The organism is Streptomyces sp. NPDC059785, assembly GCF_042732375.1.
Lineage (GTDB): Bacteria > Actinomycetota > Actinomycetes > Streptomycetales > Streptomycetaceae > Streptomyces.
Window position 1 is genome coordinate 47217 of sequence record NZ_JBHWHV010000060.1, and the last position, 13564, is coordinate 60780.

At 71.8% G+C, this 13564-nt stretch carries 15 protein-coding genes and 1 pseudogene; 10 read left to right on the forward strand and 6 right to left on the reverse strand.

The window, feature by feature from the left end; translation table 11 throughout:
* Window positions 1–181: 181 nt before the first annotated feature.
* On the forward strand, window positions 182–715 hold the full coding sequence (locus ACFV6E_RS34095; RefSeq protein ID WP_385173379.1) for a MarR family winged helix-turn-helix transcriptional regulator: 534 nt from the start codon (window positions 182–184) through the stop codon (window positions 713–715).
* A 72-nt stretch (window positions 716–787) separates the two neighbouring features.
* On the opposite strand, the pseudogene ACFV6E_RS34100 reads toward ACFV6E_RS34095, so the two are convergent.
* Together ACFV6E_RS34100 and ACFV6E_RS34105 are read right to left on the reverse strand one after the other, a co-directional pair.
* Window positions 788–1228: pseudogene (locus ACFV6E_RS34100) on the reverse strand (hypothetical protein); the annotation flags it as partial.
* A gap of 64 nt (window positions 1229–1292) precedes the next feature.
* Window positions 1293–1685, reverse strand: a complete 393-nt coding sequence (locus ACFV6E_RS34105) for a VOC family protein (RefSeq protein ID WP_385173339.1) — start codon at window positions 1683–1685, stop codon at window positions 1293–1295.
* A gap of 71 nt (window positions 1686–1756) precedes the next feature.
* On the opposite strand from ACFV6E_RS34105, the gene ACFV6E_RS34110 reads away from it, so the two are divergent.
* A complete protein-coding gene (locus ACFV6E_RS34110; protein ID WP_385173342.1) occupies window positions 1757–2380 on the forward strand; it encodes a GNAT family N-acetyltransferase in 624 nt (207 codons plus the stop codon).
* A gap of 45 nt (window positions 2381–2425) precedes the next feature.
* Here ACFV6E_RS34110 and ACFV6E_RS34115 read toward each other — a convergent pair whose 3' ends face one another.
* Entirely contained in the window at window positions 2426–3109 is a 684-nt protein-coding gene (locus tag ACFV6E_RS34115; protein ID WP_385173345.1) for a glycerophosphodiester phosphodiesterase, read from the reverse strand.
* Window positions 3110–3596: 487 nt separating this feature from the next.
* Between ACFV6E_RS34115 and ACFV6E_RS34120 the strand changes: the two genes are divergently transcribed.
* The 3 genes from ACFV6E_RS34120 to ACFV6E_RS34130 are packed head-to-tail and all read left to right on the forward strand — an operon-like array spanning window position 3597 to window position 6861.
* Window positions 3597–4994 carry a DUF6421 family protein gene (locus tag ACFV6E_RS34120; RefSeq protein ID WP_385173348.1) on the forward strand — a complete coding sequence of 466 codons (1398 nt, stop codon included), beginning with the start codon at window positions 3597–3599 and terminating at the stop codon, window positions 4992–4994.
* On the forward strand, window positions 4991–5785 hold the full coding sequence (locus ACFV6E_RS34125; protein WP_385173351.1) for an SDR family NAD(P)-dependent oxidoreductase: 795 nt from the start codon (window positions 4991–4993) through the stop codon (window positions 5783–5785). The genes ACFV6E_RS34120 and ACFV6E_RS34125 overlap by 4 nt, the downstream gene beginning before the upstream one ends.
* On the forward strand, window positions 5782–6861 hold the full coding sequence (locus tag ACFV6E_RS34130) for a threonine aldolase family protein (protein WP_385173354.1): 1080 nt from the start codon (window positions 5782–5784) through the stop codon (window positions 6859–6861). The genes ACFV6E_RS34125 and ACFV6E_RS34130 overlap by 4 nt, the downstream gene beginning before the upstream one ends.
* Before the next feature lie 109 nt (window positions 6862–6970).
* On the opposite strand, the gene ACFV6E_RS34135 is transcribed toward ACFV6E_RS34130, so the two are convergent.
* Window positions 6971–7927 carry an SDR family NAD(P)-dependent oxidoreductase gene (locus ACFV6E_RS34135; RefSeq protein ID WP_385173356.1) on the reverse strand — a complete coding sequence of 319 codons (957 nt, stop codon included), beginning with the start codon at window positions 7925–7927 and terminating at the stop codon, window positions 6971–6973.
* Between the two features lie 185 nt (window positions 7928–8112).
* Between ACFV6E_RS34135 and ACFV6E_RS34140 the strand changes: the two genes are divergently transcribed.
* Window positions 8113–8715, forward strand: a complete 603-nt coding sequence (locus tag ACFV6E_RS34140; protein WP_385466997.1) for a transglutaminase domain-containing protein — start codon at window positions 8113–8115, stop codon at window positions 8713–8715.
* A gap of 61 nt (window positions 8716–8776) precedes the next feature.
* Here ACFV6E_RS34140 and ACFV6E_RS34145 read toward each other — a convergent pair whose 3' ends face one another.
* Entirely contained in the window at window positions 8777–9505 is a 729-nt protein-coding gene (locus ACFV6E_RS34145; RefSeq protein WP_385173361.1) for a lysophospholipid acyltransferase family protein, read from the reverse strand.
* A gap of 185 nt (window positions 9506–9690) precedes the next feature.
* Window positions 9691–10119: a DUF4395 domain-containing protein gene (locus ACFV6E_RS34150; RefSeq protein WP_385173364.1), complete on the reverse strand. Its 429-nt coding sequence runs from the start codon at window positions 10117–10119 to the stop codon at window positions 9691–9693.
* A gap of 98 nt (window positions 10120–10217) precedes the next feature.
* Here ACFV6E_RS34150 and ACFV6E_RS34155 point away from each other — a divergent pair, with 98 nt between their 5' ends.
* The 4 genes from ACFV6E_RS34155 (at window position 10218) to ACFV6E_RS34170 (ending at window position 13466) form a co-directional block, all read left to right on the forward strand.
* The gene (locus ACFV6E_RS34155) at window positions 10218–10631 is read left to right on the forward strand and encodes a TlpA family protein disulfide reductase (RefSeq protein WP_385173367.1); all 414 of its coding nucleotides are present in this window, start codon (window positions 10218–10220) and stop codon (window positions 10629–10631) included.
* Window positions 10632–10863: 232 nt separating this feature from the next.
* Window positions 10864–11376 carry a flavin reductase family protein gene (locus tag ACFV6E_RS34160; RefSeq protein ID WP_385467000.1) on the forward strand — a complete coding sequence of 171 codons (513 nt, stop codon included), beginning with the start codon at window positions 10864–10866 and terminating at the stop codon, window positions 11374–11376.
* Window positions 11377–11629: 253 nt separating this feature from the next.
* Entirely contained in the window at window positions 11630–12418 is a 789-nt protein-coding gene (locus tag ACFV6E_RS34165; protein WP_385173374.1) for an electron transfer flavoprotein subunit beta/FixA family protein, read from the forward strand.
* 85 nt (window positions 12419–12503) lie between these two features.
* On the forward strand, window positions 12504–13466 hold the full coding sequence (locus ACFV6E_RS34170; protein WP_385173376.1) for an electron transfer flavoprotein subunit alpha/FixB family protein: 963 nt from the start codon (window positions 12504–12506) through the stop codon (window positions 13464–13466).
* Window positions 13467–13564 lie beyond the last annotated feature (98 nt).

Here is a 13564-nt window from a genome sequence, read left to right on the forward strand (position 1 = left end):
TGGAGCGGCAGCGGGCGCTGAGCCGGGAGTGGCGGCGGCCGGCGATGACGCGCTCGGTCCGGCGGCGGGCGCCGAGGCGGCAGTGGCGGCGGACCGCGGCGACGTGCCTGATCCGGCGGGCCTCGCGGACGTGGTGCCTCCGGCGGACACCGGTGCCGGAACGGCGGCGGGTGGCGAAGAGGTGCCTCGGGCCGCGTGGGGCGGGGCCGTGCCCGTGGACACGCTCGGTGTTGTGGTGGGGCAGTGGCGCAAGGTGCACCCGGAGCTGGACACCGGGCCCATGGAGATCATCGGCCGGATCAACCGCAGCGCCGCCCTCCTGCAACAGGCCGAGGACGCCCCGCTGCGCCGGGCCGGGCTCACCCGCCCCGAGTTCGACGTGCTCGGCACCCTGCGGCGTACCGGCCACGAGCTGACGCCCGGCGAACTCGCCCGCGAGACGTTCTCCTCGGGCGCCGCCGTCACCAAGCGCCTCAAGCAGCTCGCCGAGCGCGGGCTGGTCGAGCGCCGCGGCGACACCCGGGACCGCCGAGTCGCCCACGTCCGGCTGACCGACGCAGGGCGCGACCTCGTCGACGGCATCCTGCCCGACCAGCTCTCGTACGAGACGGCGGTGCTGTCCGGCATCGGCCCGGACCGGCAGCGGCAACTCGCCGCGCTCCTCGGCGACCTGCTGGGCCAGCTCGAAGGCAGACTGGGCGGCCCGCGCGCCTGAGCTTCCCGCCCGGCTGCAGTTCCTCCGTCCGTCTGGCTCCAGCTCCTCCGTCCGCCCGGCTCCAGCTCCTCCGCCCGCCACATGAATGCCGAACACCGCGCTTTGTGGGTCCTTGAGGATTGCGATCCGTGGGCCGTCCGGGACGGAGGTGGGCTGCATCAGTACGGTGCCGCCCACGGCTGACGCCGCGCGCGTCGTGATGTCCACGTCGGCCACGGCGAAGTACGGCAGCCAGTGCGGAGGCACGTCCGGCGGGAAGCCGTCGTCCATGGCGACCATGCCGCCGAAGTCTGCGCCGTCGACGCTCCACTGCGGCTCCGCGTCGGTCACCGAGAAGGTGACGTTCCACCCGACCGGCCGGGAGTCGCCCTCCGGCCGGGAGGCCCCTTCCGCCGGGGCGAGTGCCGCGACGGCCTCCGTGCCGAGTCGCGCCACGGTGTAGCCGCCGGCCGGCCGCCGCGGGTCGGTCTCGGTGCGCCGGCCGAACAGCGTGGTGTGGAACCGGTCGGCCGCGCCCGGCCCGCGCGCGGGGCCCGTTCCAGTGGTCCCGCGCGCGAACCGGGCGGCGTCGGCCGCGTCAGATACCCGGCCGGTAGCGCAGCGGGTGGTCGCCCGGGATCTCCACGAGCACGATCTCCGTACCGTCCGGGTCCGCGATCCACATCTCGATCAGTCCCCAGGGTTCCTTGACCGGAGGGCGCCGGATCTCGACGCCGGCCGCCGTCAGCTCCTCGTGCGCCGCGGCCGCGTCCGCGACCTGGAGCCACAGCTTCAGCGCGGGCGACGGCGGGGTGTCCGAGCGGCCCGAGACCTCGAGGAAACCGCCGCCGAGGAAGTAGACGGTGCCGCGCTCGGGCCCGGTGCCGAACTCGCGGTGGACGGCCAGGCCGAGCTGCTCGCCGTAGAAGGCCCGGGAACGGTCGGGATCGGTGGGACGCAACAACGTCCGGCTGCTCAGTACATGCACCATGCACCCGCAGCCTAGGGGAGTATTACGCTGCCCAGTGGCCGAGCCGCGCCACAGAACGGAGAACCGCCCCCATGGAGACCTCAGCCCCCGTCGACACCCCGGCGCCCACCGACACCGCGGCCACTCGCATCGACGCCACCCCCACCGCCACCGTCACCGACGGACTCACGTTCCGCGACGCCACCGCCGCCGACGTCGGCGCCCTCGTGGCGCTGATCGAGTCCGCCTACCGCGGGGACGCCAGCCGGGTGGGCTGGACCACCGAGGCGGACATCCTCGACGGGCAGCGGACGGACCCGGAGGGCGTGCTCGCGGTGATCGAGGCGCCGGACAGTCGGCTGCTGACGGTCGAGCGGGACGGCGCCGTCGTCGCCTGCTGCCAGCTCGAGCACCGCGGCGACCACGCCTACTTCGGCATGTTCGCGGTGAGCCCGGCCCGCCAGGGCGCGGGCCTCGGCAAGGTGATCATCGCGGAGGCGGAGCGCCGCGCGCGCGAGCTCTGGGACGTCACGGAGATGCACATGACGGTGATCTCCGTACGGGAGGACCTCATCGCCTGGTACGAGCGGCGCGGCTACCGCCGTACGGGGAGGACGACACCCTTCCCGTACGGCGACGAGCGCTTCGGCGTGCCGCGCCGGGACGACCTGTGCTTCGAGCTGCTGGTCAAGCCGCTGGTCAAGCCGCTGGTGTAGTGCTCACGCAGCACGGCCCACGGCCCACGGCCCACGGCCCGCGGTTCAGGCGGTGAACCGGCCCGTGCGTTTGATCTCGGGGTAGTCGGTGGTCGCGCCGTCCAGTTGCAGGGCGCGGACCAGTCTCAGGTGGTCCTGGGTGTTGACCACCCAGCCGATGATCCGCAGGTCGGCCTTCCGGGCGCGTTCGGCGATCTCCAGGGTCAGCCGCCGGATGTTCAGGACCAGCGTCGCGGCGCCGACCGCCACCGCGCGGTCGACGACGTCGGTGCCGTACCGGCTGGCGACCAGGGCGGTGCGCACGCCCGGGACCAGGCGGGACATCTCCGCGAGCGCCTCGTCGTGGAAGGAGATCACCTCGACCCGGCCGACCAGATCCCGCCGGTGCATCACTTCGGCGAGCGCCCGCGCCGCCGCCACGTCCTTGATCTCCGCCTGAAGGGGCGCCCGTACGGCGTCCAGCACCTCCTCGAAGACGGGCACCCGTTCCCCGTTGCCCGCGTCCAGGGCGCGCAACTCGGCGAGGGTCTTCTCGGCGATCGGTCCCGAACCGTCGGTCGTACGGTCCACGTCGGCGTCGTGCATGACGACGAGGGCGCCGTCCTTGCTCAGATGCAGATCGAGTTCGATCACGTCGAGGCCCGCGTGCTGGGCGGCGATGAAGGAACGGAGGGTGTTCTCGGGTTCGACACCCATCACCCCGCGATGACCGATGGTGAGGAAGTTCAAGGTTCAACTCGCTTCCGTCGACGGCGGCTCGGGTCCCGCGCGGGACGGACGGGCACCCACGCGGCAGGGCCGCAGCCTAACCGGACCGCCGCCGCGTTGTACCCGCCCGTACCCGGGCCGGTACGGGTGTCCCGCAAGGCACGTCGGCACCGCGGGACCCGGGCGTGTCACCCCGGGGTGGGCGATTCCCGGGGCGGTTGACCGAGGCGGTTGACCGGGCGGGAGAGCAGGGCGGTCGAGCGGGGCGGTCGACCGGCGCGGTGCCGACGCGGTGTGCGGCGTGGTCCCCGGCGGACGTGAGCTGCCGCCGGTGCCCCGCACGACCCTGCGATGCAGAGAGGAAGTCCTGACTTCTGCGGTGTCCGACAGGAAAAAGAGCGGTGAATGCGGGGGTCGCACAGGATAATCTTCCGAACCTCTACTTGTGGTGACCTGTCGCGCCTGCATACGGTGTCCTTACGCGAGGTTCTCCCGTGGAGGATGGGACATGACGGAAATTCTTGTGCAGGTGGGCCAGGAGGAGCGGATTCCTTCCCCGAGGCGGGTGGTCGAGCACCCGGCATGGCCCGTTCTCAAGGATGCCGTGGAGGAGATCCGGCCCTGGCAGTCCAAGGACGGCTCGATCGACTTCGCGGCGGAGGGCGCCCCCGACGCGTCCGACGCGGATCTCGCCGTACGCCGCGCCATAGACGCCGTCGAGCAGCTCGCACCGCTGCTGCCGCACGACGCGGCCTACCACGAGGCGCTGGTCAAGGACCTGCGCCGGTGGGCGGACGAGGGCTTCGCGGTGCCGGACTTCCTCGACTCGCTGCTGGCCTTCCAGCCGGCGGCCCGCCGCGAGGACGGCCTCCAGCACCTGGTGGTCTTCCCGATGTACACGCAGAACGGGAACCCCGACCGCAACCTCGAAGCGGTCGTGCTGCGCATGGTCTGGCCCGAGTGGCTGGCCGACCTGGAGCGCACCCGCTACGACAACCCGCTGTTCTGCGGCATCACCTTCGAGGACTTCACCGCCGGCTACGACACCAACTCGGCCGTCCTCTTCCCGGAGACCATCTCCGTGCGCGAGGCCCCCGAGCGGTTCAGCTGGGGCGGCATCTTCTGCGACCGCGAGGCCGCCCGCTTCCGCCGGGTCACCGAGGCCGCCGTGGACATCCTCGGCCTCGACCTGCCCGAGGACGTACGCGGCATGGTCGGCGACCAGAAGCGCTGCGAAGAGGCGTTCGTGCTCTGGGACATGGTCCACGACCGCACCCACAGCCACGGCGACCTGCCCTTCGACCCGTTCATGATCAAGCAGCGCCAGCCGTTCTGGATGTACGGCCTGGAGGAGCTGCGCTGCGACCTCACCGCCTTCAAGGAGGCCGTGGAACTGGAGGCGGACGGCGTACCGCAGGCCCGCGACGTGCAGTACGCGGTCCTCTTCGACCGGATGTTCCGCTTCCCGGTGACCGGTGAGCGCACCCGCAACTACGACGGGCTCGGCGGTCAGCTCCTCTTCGCGTACCTGCACAAGCACGACGTGGTGCGCTGGACCGACAACACGCTGCACATCGACTGGCAGCGCGCCCCGCAGGTCACCAACCAGCTCTGCGCCGACATCGAGCAGCTCTACCGCGACGGCATCGACCGCCCCAAGCTGGTGCACTGGTTCGCCGGCTACGAGCTGGTCTCCACCTACCTCGCCCCGCACCCCGGCTCCCGCTGGGCCAAGGGCCCGGACGCCCTGGACCTGACCCTGCCCCCGCGTAAGCTCGTCGACGACGTGCTGCCCGACGAGTTTCCGCTGAGCATGTTCTACGAGGCGCTCGCCAAGAAGCTGAAGAAAGTGATCGCGGGCACCCGGGGCATCACCAGGGGCAGCGCCGAGCGGGCCGCCGCATGACCGCCCGCACCGACGACGTGCAGGAGGCAGAGACGATGGTCCAGCCCAACGGTGGTGCGCTCGACGGCGCGGTGATCGCGGTGGCGGGCGCCGGCGGCCCGGCCGGGCGGGCCGCACTGCTGCGGCTCGCCGAGGCGGGCGCGGTGGTCGTCGGCTCCGACGCGGATCCCGAACGGCTCGCGGAGGCCGTGGACGCGGCGCGCTACGCGCACGGCGGCGCCACCGTCGTCGGCGACACCGTCGACCTGCTCGACGCGCGCGCCGCCCGCGACTGGGCCGGCCGCATCGAGAAGGACTTCGGACGGGTCGACGGCCTGGTCCACCTGGTCGGCGGCTGGCGCGGCAGCGCGAACTTCGCGGACACCGACCTCGCCGACTGGGACGTGCTGGAGAAGCTGCTGATCCGCACGGTGCAGCACACCTCGCTCGCCTTCCACGGGGGACTGCTGCGCAGCGACCGCGGCCGCTACGTGCTGATCAGCGCGAGCGGGGCGAGCAAACCGACCGCGGGCAACGCCGCCTACTCCGCCGCCAAGGCCGCGGCCGAGGCCTGGACGCTCGCCATGGCCGACGCCTTCCGCAAGGCGGGGGGCGAGGACGGGCCGCGTGCGGCGGCTGCGATCCTGGTGGTGAAGGCACTGGTGCACGACGCGATGCGCGCCGAGCGCCCGAAAGCGAAGTTCGCGGGCTTCACTGACGTCGAGGACCTGGCCGAGGCCGTGGCCGGCGTCTGGGACAAGCCCGCCGCGGAAGTGAACGGAAACCGTCTGTGGCTGACCGAGAAGCCGTGAATCCCTCGAATCCCCCCAAAACGGCAGCCCGGCGGCACCACGACCCGGACGTCCGCGGCTTCGCCAGCGACAACTACGCCGGCGCCCACCCCGAGGTGCTCGCCGCCCTGGCCCTGGCCAACGGCGGGCACCAGGTGGCGTACGGCGAGGACGACTACACGGCCAACCTCCAGCGGATCGTCCGCAGCCACTTCGGCGCCTCGGCCGAGGCTTTCCCGGTGTTCAACGGCACCGGCGCCAACGTTGTCGCGCTCCAGGCGGTCACCGACCGCTGGGGCGCGGTGATCTGCGCGGAGAGCGCCCACATCAACGTCGACGAGGGCGGGGCCCCCGAGCGCATGGGCGGCCTGAAGCTGCTCACCGTCCCCACGCCCGACGGCAAGCTCACCCCCGAGCTGATCGACCGGCAGGCGTACGGCTGGGACGACGAGCACCGCGCGATGCCGCAGGTCGTCTCGATCACCCAGAGCACCGAACTCGGCACGCTCTACACGCCGGACGAGATCCGGGCGATCTGCGAGCACGCCCACGGCCACGGGATGCGGGTGCACCTCGACGGCTCCCGCATAGCCAACGCCGCCGCCGCCCTCGACGTCCCGATGCGGACGTTCACCAACGCCGTCGGCGTCGACCTGCTCTCCCTGGGCGGGACGAAGAACGGCGCGCTCTACGGCGAGGCCGTCGTCGTCCTCAACCAGGACGCCGTGCGGCATATGAAGCACCTGCGCAAGCTGTCCATGCAGCTCGCCTCCAAGATGCGGTTCGTGTCCGTGCAGTTGGAGGCGCTGCTCGCCAAGGACCTGTGGCTGCGCAACGCCCGCCACGCCAACGAGATGGCCCAGCGGCTCGCCGAGGGCGTCCGCGCCGTCCACGGCGTGGAGATCCTCCACCCGGTCCAGGCCAACGCGGTCTTCGCACGCCTGCCGCACGACGTGACCGAACGCCTCCAGAAGCGCTTCCGCTTCTACTTCTGGGACGAGGCCGCGGGCGACGTCCGCTGGATGTGCGCCTTCGACACGACGGAGGACGACGTGGACGCGTTCGTGGTGGCGCTGAAGGAAGAGATGGCGCGCTAGAAAGCGCGCTCGGCGGCGGTCGGCGCGTCGGCCGGACGCCGCGACGCCGGGTGACCGTTGTCGCCTCTGCCGCCTCTGCCGCCCCTGTCGGCTTGTCGCCTCCGTCGCCTTATCGCCTCCGGAAGCCGAGTTCCGGATCGGTGCCGGTCAGGTCGCGGCTCGCGGTCCACAGCCGGGCCGCGACGCCGGGGTCGGCCATGTGGGGCGGGACCGGCTCGGCCCGGGGTGTGCCGCGCAGGCCGAAGACCCTGGGTCCCCACAACTGCCCGCCCTGCACGCCCGGGTCGAGGACGGCCCGCACGATGGGCCACGCCCCGGCGTACTTGCCCTGGACGAGCAGGCCCGCGGGCAGGCCCCGCAGCCGCTCGCCGGCGGTCGTCTCGTGCACCTGCGGGCGGGAGGGCGTGAGCGAGTCCAGCGCACCGCCGGGATGGGCCACCACGCTGAGCACCGGACTGCCTGCCGCCCGCAGGCGGCGGTCGAGCTCGAAGCCGAAGGACATCTGGGCCAGCTTCGACCGGCCGTAGGTCCGCTTGGGCCGGTAGTCCCGGAGGGACTGGAGGTCGTCCAGGTCGAGGCGCTCGGACCGGGCCGCGAAGCTGCCCACTGTCACGACGCGGCCCGCGGGCGCCGCGGCCAGCAGCGGGGCCAGCCACCGGGTCAGCGCGAAGTGGCCGAGGTGGTTGGTGGCGAACATCAGCTCATGGCCGTCCTTGCTCTCCCGGCGCGGCGGATCGTCGAAGGCGACCCCGGCGTTGTGGACCACCGCGTCGAGGTGACCGAGGTCCAGGGCCTGTACGGCGGTCTCCAGGGAGGGCAGGTCGGCGAGGTCGAGACGCAGGTGCCGCACCCGGGCGCCGGGCACGCGTGAGCGGATCGAGGCCTCGGCGGCCTCGGCCCTGGCCGGGGTCCGGCTGCCCAGTACGACGTCGGCTCCCGCCCCGGCGAGCTGCTCGGCGACGAAGTAGCCGATGCCGGCGTTGCCGCCGGTGACCAGGACGGTCAGGCCGGCGGCGGACGGCAGCCGGTGCACGTCCCACGGCCGGTTCTGGGAAGCGGAAGACACGGCGGGCTCCTTGCTCTCGGGGCGCCCCCTCCTGGGCGGCGCCTGCTCCCTCAAGGTCGCAGTCGCCACCGACACCTCACCGACATCTCACCGACAGATCGCTCGCCGAGGACTGAATGCATAGCTATGCACTGCAACGTAAATTGATTGACGCAGGGATCGTTCACTTCCTAAGCTCTGCGGTCATGGAGCTGATCCAGGAAACATCCGACCTGTCCGCGTATCTGGCCGCTGACGAGGTCGTCGACCATCACCATCCGGTCGTGCGCGAGGTGTCTGCGCGGCTTGCTCGCGGTGCGGCCGACTCGTATGCCTATGCGCGGGCCGCCTTCGAGTACGTACGCGACGAGATTCCGCACTCGCAGGACGTCGGGGACGCGCGGGTCACCTGGCGCGCCTCCGACGTGCTGGAGCTGCGTACCGGCATTTGTTACGCCAAGGCGCACGCGCTGGCCGCGCTGCTGCGCGCGGAGGACATCCCGACGGCGCTGTGCTACCAGCGGCTGCTGGATGACGACGAGGGTGGCGCGCTCGCGGTGCACGGGCTGGTGGCCGTGCGGTTCAACGGGGCCTGGCACCGGCAGGACCCCCGCGGCAACAAGCCGGGCGTCGACGCGCAGTTCTCGCTGACGGGCGAGCGGCTGGCCTGGATCCCCGATCCGGAGTCCAGCGAGATGGACTACCCGGTCCTGTACGCCGAACCGCACCCGGCCGTGCTGCGAGCGCTCAAAGACGCTCCGGACCGACCGCACCTGTGGAAGACCCTCCCCGGCGCGCTCTGCCCGTAGCGGGTGTCCGGGCCGGGGCCCGAGCGGCGTGAGCCGTGCGCTCGTACCCCGGCGCCGTCGTTCAGTTCGCCTCGGCCGCCCGCACCTGCTCCGGCGTCGGGGCCGTGCCGCCCAGGTGGGCGGGCATCCACCAGGTGTCGTCCGGGCCCTTGGGGCGTACGGGGTAGGCGCGCTGGGCCGCTTCGAGCAGCTCCTGGACGCGCTCGCGCAGGCGGCGGGTGATCGCGCCCGCGTACTGGTCGCCCGGCGCCTCGACCGGCTCGCCGACCCGGATCGTGATCGGGATGTGGCTGCGCTTGAAGTTGCGCGGGTGGCCCTTGGTCCACAGCCGCTGCGTGCCCCACAGCGCCATCGGGATCAGCGGGACACCGGCCTCCTGGGCCAGGCGCGCGGCGCCCGACTTGAAGCTCTTCAGCGTGAACGACTGCGAGATGGTGGCCTCGGGGAAGACGCCCACGATCTCGCCGGAGCGCAGCGAGTCCAGCGCGTGCGCGTACGCCGCCTCGCCCTGCTTGCGGTCCACCGGGATGTGCTTCATGCCGCGCATCAGCGGACCGGAGATCCGGTGCCGGAACACCGACTCCTTCGCCATGAAGCGCACCAGGCGCTTCTGCGGCAGCGCGGCCAGACCGTCGAAGACGAAGTCCAGATAGCTGATGTGGTTGCTCACCAGCACGGCACCGCCCGAGCGCGGAATGTTCTCCGATCCCCGGCAGTCGATTTTGAGGTCCCAGACCTTGAACAGCGTGCGGGCGAAACCGACGACGGGACGGTAGACAAGCTCTGCCATGGACGGGGTGGACCCTTCTCTCTGCCTGGGAAGGGGGTTCCCGGCGGGAAGTTACGCAGCCGTAGGTTTACGGCATTGCGCAGATCGTGCCCCAAGAACGCCCGGGGGACCACCCCTGGTGCCTGTGAACGGCGAGATCCTCGTCACGTCGACTGCGTGATCGACCTCGGTGTTTTCCCCGTCCTTTACTCCGTCCGCTGCCCCGCCCGCACCGTCGTCCGGCGTAGGAGCAGATACGTCTCGCAGCCGAGGCAGTACCCGAAAGCGGCGTTGAGGAACGCCGCGGCGAGCGCGGCCGCCGTGGCCGCGAGGCCGAGCCACTGCGGTCCCACCGCGTAACCCGCCAGTCCGGTCACGGCGAAGACGAAGCCGACGACCTGGGCGAACCGCGGCGGCTCGGGCGCCTCGAACTCCGTCGGCGGCCCGAGCCGGGGACGCACCAGCCTGCGGAAGAGCAGCCCGTAGGGGGAGCGGGCCACGCCGCCCGCCGCGCCCAGCGCGAAGGCCAGCGTCTGCCAGGCCAGCAGCCAGGCGCTGCCGGTGATCAGTACGACCGCGAGTACGGCGGTCGTCACGGCCGCACCGAACCGCGGCCCCCTGACGTCGATATCCATGAATCAAGCATTCCGTATCCACCGGGATGTCCGGCGCCGGGAATCATTGCGGTCTCGTGAATGCTGCAACCGACGATGACCGGACGTGCGAAGTGACGATGACCGGACTTGTGGTGTGCGCAGCGGTGCTCGCGACGGCGAGCGCCTTCGGAGTGCTGCATCGGCGGCGGAGCGGGAGAGTACGGGTGCGCGGGCGGGACGACGGGAAACGGCTCGGCGCGGAGCAGTTGGGCGAGGCGCTCGGCGAGCGCGCCACCCTCGTGCAGTTCTCCAGCGCGTTCTGCGCGCCCTGCCGGGCCACCCGGCGGGTGCTCGCCGAGGTGGCCGGCCTGGTCCCCGGCGTCTCGCACGTGGAGATCGACGCCGAGGACCGGCTCGCCCTCGTCAGGGAGCTCGACATTCTCAAGACGCCCACGGTGCTGGTGCTCGACGCACAGGGCCGTATCGTGCGCCGCGCGACCGGCCGGCCGCGCAAGGCGGACGTGATCGCCGCGCTGGGGGAAGCGGTGTGAGCCCACGCGGCGCGGGTGCGCGCAGGTCACAAGCGACATCGCTTCCAGATGACGGACCGTACTTGACTGTACGCACCACCTATCGTCAGTCTGACCGTATGCCCCGGGAACCCCTTCTCTTCGAGCGCGTCCACGTGGACCTGGCCCGCACCGCGAGTGCGCGCTGTCCGGGCCGTTGAGCAGCCACGGCAGCCACGGACCCGCTCGTTCCCGCCCGGCAGAAGGACACCCGATGACGGCCACGCCCGACCTCCGCAGCCACCGCCCCGCCTCCGCCGACCTCCTGCGCTCCGTCTTCCGGCAGCACGCCGCGGGGGTCGCCGTGATCACCACGCAGGGCCCCCGCGGCCCCGTCGGCTTCACCGCCACCTCGCTCGCCTCCGTCTCCGCCGAGCCGCCGGTCGTCTCCTTCGGGGTCGGCACCGGCGCCTCGAGCTGGCCCGCGCTGTCCGAGGCGGAACACGTCGGCGTGCACATACTCGGCGAGCACCAGCAGGGCCTCGCCGCGACCTTCGCGCGCAGCGGCGCCGACCGCTTCGGAAAACCCACGCGCTGGCGCGAGGGCCCCGAGGGCGTGCCCGTGCTCGACGGCGTACTCGCCTGGCTGGTGTGCCGGGTCACCGCGCGCGTGCCCGCCGGCGACCACCGCATCGTGCTGGCCGAGGCCGCCCTCGGCGACGACTCCGGCGCCGGACTCCCGCTGCTCTACCACCAGGGCCGCTACAACGGACTTCGCGACCGGTGAACCGCCGGCTCCGCAGGTTCCCGTCCCTGACCGCCGGTGCGCGCGTGGCCGTCGTGCCGGGTGAGCGCAGCGGTTACGCAGCGTTGGCAAGGTCACAGTTCAAAGCGCTTGCTTAGCGGGCAGATAGTGGATGTACTGACGAGTAATATTTCGTTCGGAGCGCGGGCCGCCCCGACCGGGGTCGGCCGCTTCAGGCGCCTATGCTGCCTGGTGGAACGCAGCCCTGAAATGACGATGCAGTAGGAGAGCCGGCGTGAGCTTGAGGATCGTTGTCACTGTGAAGTACGTGCCCGACGCCACTGGCGACCGGCACTTCGCCGATGACCTGACCGTCGACCGTGACGACGTGGACGGTCTGCTCTCGGAACTCGATGAGTACGCGGTCGAACAGGCCCTTCAGATCTCCGAGAACTCCGACGACGACGTGGAGATCACCGTCCTCACCGTCGGTCCCGAGGACGCCAAGGACGCGCTGCGCAAGGCGCTGTCGATGGGCGCGGACAAGGCGATCCACGTCGAGGACGACGATCTGCACGGCACCGACGCCCTGGGCACCTCGCTGGTGCTGGCCAAGGCGATCGAGAAGGCCGGTTACGACCTGGTGGTCTCCGGCATGGCCTCGACCGACGGCACCATGGGCGTCGTCCCGGCCCTGCTGGCCGAGCGTCTTGGCGTGCCGCAGGTGACGCTGCTCTCCGAGGTCTCCGTCGAGGACGGCACGGTCAAGGGCCGCCGGGACGGCGACGCCGCCTCCGAGCAGCTCGAGGCCTCGCTGCCGGCGGTCGTGTCGGTGACCGACCAGTCCGGTGAGGCCCGTTACCCGTCGTTCAAGGGCATCATGGCCGCCAAGAAGAAGCCGGTGCAGTCCTGGGACCTGGAGGACCTGGAGATCGACGCGGACGAGGTCGGTCTCGAGGGTTCCTGGACCGCGGTCGACTCCGCGGCCGAGCGCCCGGCGCGCACCGCCGGCACGATCGTGAAGGACGAGGGCGAGGGCGGCAAGCAGCTCGCCGCCTTCCTCGCGGAGCGAAAGTTCGTCTGACACGGCCTCGCGGGCCAGAGGTTCATCTGAGCCCAGCAGTCGCTGCCCGCCCCTCAACTTCGTTAAGCAGGAGAGAAGAAGTCCCATGGCTGAAGTTCTCGTCTACGTCGACCACGTGGACGGTGCCGTCCGCAAGCCCACCCTGGAGCTGCTGACGCTCGCCCGTCGCATCGGCGAGCCGGTCGCCGTCGCCCTCGGCGCAGGCGCCGGTGACACCGCCGCCGTGCTCGCCGAGCACGGTGCGGTCAAGGTGCTGACCGCCGACGCCTCCGAGTTCGCCGACTACCTGGTGGTGCCGAAGGTCGACGCCCTCCAGGCTGCCCACGAGGCCGTCTCCCCGGCCGCGGTGCTGCTGCCGTCCTCGGCCGAGGCCAAGGAGATCGCCGCCCGTCTCGCGCTGCGCCTGGGCTCCGGCCTGATCACCGACGCCGTCGACCTGGAGGCCGGCGACGACGGCCCGGTGGCCACCCAGTCGGTGTTCGCCGCCTCGTACACCACCAAGTCGAAGGTCTCCAAGGGCACCCCGGTCATCACGGTCAAGCCCAACAGCGCCGCCGTCGAGGCCGCCCCGGCCGCCGGTGCGGTCGAGGCGCTGGAGGTGTCCTTCTCCGAGCAGGCCACCGGCACCAAGGTCACCGGGCGCACCCCGCGCGAGTCGACCGGGCGTCCGGAGCTGACCGAGGCCGCGATCGTCGTCTCCGGCGGCCGTGGCGTGAACGGCGCGGAGAACTTCTCGCTCATCGAGAACCTGGCCGACTCGCTCGGTGCGGCCGTGGGCGCCTCGCGCGCCGCGGTGGACGCCGGCTGGTACCCGCACTCCAACCAGGTCGGCCAGACCGGCAAGTCCGTCTCGCCGCAGCTGTACATCGCCTCCGGCATCTCCGGCGCGATCCAGCACCGGGCCGGCATGCAGACCTCGAAGACCATCGTGGCCGTCAACAAGGACGCCGAGGCCCCGATCTTCGACCTGGTCGACTACGGCGTGGTCGGCGACCTCTTCGAGGTCGTCCCGCAGCTCACCGAGGAGATCAAGACCCGCAAGGGCTGAGTTTCGCTCCCAGGGCGCACCCGAGGCCCCCGCGACCGCACGCCGGTCGCGGGGGCCGCGGTCCGGTCCCCGGGCAGGCGAGGGGCAGCGTGGGCAGC